General features: G+C 54.3%; 3 protein-coding genes and 1 pseudogene. 2 read left to right on the forward strand and 2 right to left on the reverse strand.

The genetic code is table 11. The annotated features are described in order from the left end of the window. Together ACTBDZ_RS15270 and ACTBDZ_RS15275 are read right to left on the reverse strand one after the other, a co-directional pair. Window positions 1-335: pseudogene (locus ACTBDZ_RS15270) on the reverse strand (LysE family translocator); the annotation flags it as partial. Window positions 336-396: 61 nt separating this feature from the next. Then, complete coding sequence (locus ACTBDZ_RS15275; protein ID WP_438815945.1) at window positions 397-1236, reverse strand: helix-turn-helix domain-containing protein; 840 nt, start codon at window positions 1234-1236, stop codon at window positions 397-399. A gap of 131 nt (window positions 1237-1367) precedes the next feature. Between ACTBDZ_RS15275 and dinG the strand changes: the two genes are divergently transcribed. Next, complete coding sequence (dinG, locus tag ACTBDZ_RS15280; RefSeq protein ID WP_438815946.1) at window positions 1368-3467, forward strand: ATP-dependent DNA helicase DinG; 2100 nt, start codon at window positions 1368-1370, stop codon at window positions 3465-3467. Between the two features lie 56 nt (window positions 3468-3523). Continuing rightward, the gene (gene ybiB / locus ACTBDZ_RS15285; RefSeq protein ID WP_438815947.1) at window positions 3524-4492 is read left to right on the forward strand and encodes a DNA-binding protein YbiB; all 969 of its coding nucleotides are present in this window, start codon (window positions 3524-3526) and stop codon (window positions 4490-4492) included. The last annotated feature ends 136 nt before the right edge of the window (window positions 4493-4628 follow it).

Consider the following 4628-nt stretch of genomic DNA (forward strand, 5'->3'; position numbering starts at 1 on the left):
CGCGCTGCGTCTCCGTGACCGTTAACGCGGTCGTTCGTGCCGAACTGCGTACGAGCTGTGAACCGATCCACAGCAGATACAGCGCCCCAGCGAGTTGCAGCAAAACAAAAAGCGGTGGCATTTGCTGAATTGGCAGCTCCGCCCATAATGGCCAGCAGAATATAGCAGCCGTTGCCTAGCGCGATGCCGATACCTATTCCGATACTGCCACGTAGGCGGTGGCGCAGCGCGTAGGCTGCCAGCAAGAAGAAATCGGGACCGGGGCTGAGCAATGCGACAAAATGCGCTAAGGCGAGCGCAGGAAAATGGGCAGGAAACAGGGTATCAGTAACCATAACAACGACCTCAACGAAATAAACGAGGCCAAGTCTAGAGAGCTTGTCAGGCTAATTATTGTCAAATAGTGATCGTCGCAGACGGAGATTCACCCGCTTGCTGATATTGCCCCGGTGTCGCCGCCGTGTGCAGCACAAAGATTTTGTGAAAATGGCTTTGATCGCTAAAGCCGCTTTGGTATCCGGCATCGGCCAGCGGTACGCCTTGCTTAATCAGCGTCTTAGCATATTCAATGCGCGCATTGTTAAGGAAAGCCATGGGCGTGATGCCGGTATCTTCACGGAAATGGCGTACCAGCGTTTCCCGGCGCAGGTGCAGCTCTTGTGCCAGCGTGGTCAGCGACGGCGATGTTTGCAAATTGCTGAGCAAGCGCTGGCGCATATAGCGCGTGGTGGATTGCTCTGCGAGTGGCTGTTGTGCAGCGCAGTAACGGGACAACAGCGTAGATACCAGCGCGTTCAATTGCGGTGTCGCGCTGTCTATATCGTGGCGATAGAGACGGTCAAGCAGTTGCAGGCCATCGCCAAACAGGGCGTGATCTTGCACACGCACCGGGCGGCAGTGGATCGCCGCTACTGGCTGTCCGCTCTGTTGGGACAAAAGCGCCCGGCACCAGGCTGCGTCGAGGTAAAACATATGATAGCTGCGCGTTTGTCCGGGCAGCGGGGTACAGCTGTGCGGCGCATGCGGGTCGATCAAAACCATATCACCGGCGCGCAACAGGTGGTCTGCACCGCGATAGTGACAGACGGTGCTGCCCGCCACGACCAAGCCGAGGGAGAGTTGGGTGTGTGTATGGGCTTTATAACCTTGACTGCTGCACCAGGTCGAACGGCATTCAACCTGAGGTAGGCGCGGAGAAAACCAATACGTTTGCTTGGCGCGGTGCACCGCCGACATGGGAAAGACTCTTTATCACGATTTGCTTTACCCTACTGGCTGCGTGCGTGTTTGTCGAGGGGGAATGGCGGCTGACGTTTGCCGCTGTCTGTGGGACAATAGTCGCAGAATTGGACAGACATTGAGATGGCATGGCGCTTACTCCCACAATCAAGCAGCAAATCGACCAGTGGTATAAGGCGCTGCAACAACATATTCCTGATTTTATCTCCCGTGCTCCGCAGCGACAGATGATCGCCGAAGTGGCGAAAACGTTAGCGGGTGAATATCCGCGTCACGCGGTTATTGAGGCGCCTACCGGCGTGGGCAAAACCCTGTCCTATCTGATTCCCGGTATCGCGATTGCGCGCGCAGAGAGCAAGACGCTGGTAATCAGCACCGCCAATATCGCGTTGCAGGACCAGATTGTCATCAAAGATCTGCCGCTGCTGAAAAAATTCATCCCTGAGCTCACCTTCACCGCCGCTTTTGGCCGGGCGCGTTATCTCTGCCCGCGCAATCTGGCAGTACTGACCTCCGAGAGCGCGCAAGGGGATTTGCTGGCATTTCTCAGTGATGAACTGGAGCCAGCCAGCAAAGAAGAGCGCGGGGCGTGTCTCAAGATGGCGAAAGCGTTTCAAGGGTATGAATGGGACGGGATGCGCGACCATTACAGCCTGATGATCGAAGATGCTTTATGGCGTAAGGTCAGTACCGATAAAACCAACTGTCTGGGTAAAAATTGTCACTATTACCGTGACTGCCCATTTTTTATCGCCCGTCGTGAGATTGAAAATACGGAAGTTGTGGTGAGCAATCACGCCTTGGTGATGGCGGCAATGGAAAGCGATTCGGTGCTGCCTGCCGCGAAAGATCTGCTGTTGGTGCTGGATGAAGGGCATCACGTGCCGGATGTGGCGCGCGATTCGCTGGAAATGGCGGGGGACATTACTCCGGCGTATGTCAAAGCGCAGATGGACAGTGTGATCCAGTTGGTGGCGACCTGTATGGCGCAGTTCCCGCCAAAATCGCCGCCGCGTCTGACTAACCCTGAACGGTTGACGGCACACATTGAGGAGATGATCGAGCAGAACGCCGCCTTTGTTGCCATGAGTGAGCTGTTTCTCCAGGGGGAAGGACAAGAAAGCGAGTATCGCTTCCCGATGGGGGTTATGCCGGAAGAGATGCGCCAGGTGTGTGTCCGGCTGCATAAGCTAACGGATGGCCTGCGCGGCTTAACCGAATACCTGTCTCACGATCTCGGGGAGAAAACCGGCAAGCACGATGTGGTGCGGGTTCATCAGGCGCTTTTACGTATGAGCCGCGCCATGGGCTATCTGGAGAGTAAAACGCAACTCTGGCATTTGGCCGCGCTGGAGAAAGTATCCAATGCACCGGTATCCAAATGGCTACATCGGGAATACCGCGAAGGACAGTGGCGGCTATCGTTGCACTGTGCGGGAATTCGCGTCTGTGACCAGCTCGACCGACTGCTGTGGCGCAATGTTTCGCACGTGGTACTGACCTCCGCGACCTTACGCTCCCTGAACAGTTACCAGCGGCTGAAAGAACTCTCAGGCCTGGATGAAGAGGAGTGCGATCGTTTTATTACGCTGGATTCGCCTTTCAACCACTGTCAACAAGGCAAGCTGGTGATCCCAAAAATGCACTGTGAACCCTTGCTGGAAAATGAAGTGCCACATATTGCTGAAATGGCGCGTTTTTTCCGCCAATCATTGGCCCAGCACGCGCACAAAGGAATTCTGGTGTTGTTCGCCAGCCAAAGAGCGATGCAGCAGTTTCTCTCACAGGTCACCGATTTACGCTTAATGCTGCTAGTGCAAGGGGATCAGCCGCGTTCGCGCCTGATTGCGTTGCACCGACAACGCGTGGAGGCGGGCGACGTCAGCGTACTAGTTGGTTTGCAATCTTTTGCCGAAGGGCTGGATTTGAAAGGCGAACTGCTGTCGCAAGTGCATATTCATAAGATTGCCTTTCCCCCGATTGACAGCCCGGTGATCCTGACCGAAGGGGAGTGGTTAAAAAGTCAGAAACGCCATCCCTTTGTGGTGCAAAGCCTGCCTGCCGCTTCATTTAACCTGATCCAGCAGGTCGGGCGTTTGATTCGCAGTCATACCTGTTTTGGTGAAATCGTTATCTATGACAGACGCTTGTTGACCAAGGGATACGGAGCGCAACTGTTGGCGGCGTTGCCGGTATTTCCCATCGAACAACGTGATGTGCCAGCCTGATATAAACATGCTATTTTTGCAGAAAGAGATCGATCGTCTTTTTCACGGGAGAACGCATGGACTTTACCACCATCATCAAAGAGATCGGGCGGGGGAAAAATCACGCACGTGATTTGGATCAGGACGCTGCCTACTCGCTATATCGTCATATGCTGCAAGGTGATGTGCCCGATCTGGAACTGGGCGGTGTACTGATTGCCTTGCGAATCAAAGGGGAAGGTGAAGCAGAGCTGCGCGGTTTCTATCAGGCCGCCAGTGAGCAGGTGTTGCGCTTGCACGCGCCTGCGGGTCGCCCGATGCCTATTGTCATCCCTAGCTACAACGGTGCGCGGCGCCAGCCCAATCTGACGCCGTTGCTGGCGTTGTTGCTGGTTAAATTGGGCTTTCCGGTGGTGGTTCACGGCGTTGAAAATGACCCGACGTGGGTAACCAGCGCGGAAATTTTGCAAGCGCTCGGGGTGAAAAGTGCGAGCAGTGCCAAGGCGGCTCAGTCATTGATTGATGGAGGGTTCCCGGTATTTATTCCGATTTCAGTCCTGAGTCCTGCCTTGGATAAACAGTTGCAACTGCGTTGGAGCATGGGCGTGCGCAATAGCAGCCATACGTTGGCTAAATTGTTGACGCCTTTTGGCGAGCAAGAGGCATTGCGTTTGACCAGTGTCTCTCATCCGGAATACGTCACTCGGCTTAATCAGTTTTTCCTCGGTAATGAGACCAGAGCGTTGCTGATGCACGGCACGGAAGGTGAGGTCTATGCTAATCCGCAGCGATGCCCTGAAATCCATTTTATTCGTGGGCAACACAGCGTAGTGCTGCAACAGCGTCAGGATATTGTTGTAGCACCGGATAAGTTGCCGATTGCCCGTGATGTAGCGACGACTGCGCGTTGGACAGCGCAGTGCCTGGCGGGGGAAATTGCAGTGCCTTATGCCCTGCGTTTGCAGCTTGCTTGCTGTCTGGTTGCTGGCGGTATGTCTCCAACCATGGAACAAGCGGTGGCGACAATTAGGTCACGTATTCAATGAGTGTATTGCTACAGGCTTTGTTGAATAAATAGAAAGTTTGGGTAATCATCGGAACAGATCACCATAGTTGTTTCAAAATCAGGTCTCCATGGCAAAACAAAATTTTAAAATCACTAACTGGCCCTCCTATAACAAG

The sequence above is a fragment of the Symbiopectobacterium sp. genome (assembly GCF_051710365.1).
Classification (GTDB): Bacteria; Pseudomonadota; Gammaproteobacteria; order Enterobacterales; family Enterobacteriaceae; genus Symbiopectobacterium.

Coding starts and splice junctions, on each gene's coding strand:
- ybiB (WP_438815947.1), top strand. CDS start 3,524: ATGGACTTTACCACCATCATCAAAGAGATCGGGCGGGGGAAAAATCAC.
- ACTBDZ_RS15275 (WP_438815945.1), bottom strand. CDS start 1,236: ATGTCGGCGGTGCACCGCGCCAAGCAAACGTATTGGTTTTCTCCGCGC.
- dinG (WP_438815946.1), top strand. CDS start 1,368: ATGGCGCTTACTCCCACAATCAAGCAGCAAATCGACCAGTGGTATAAG.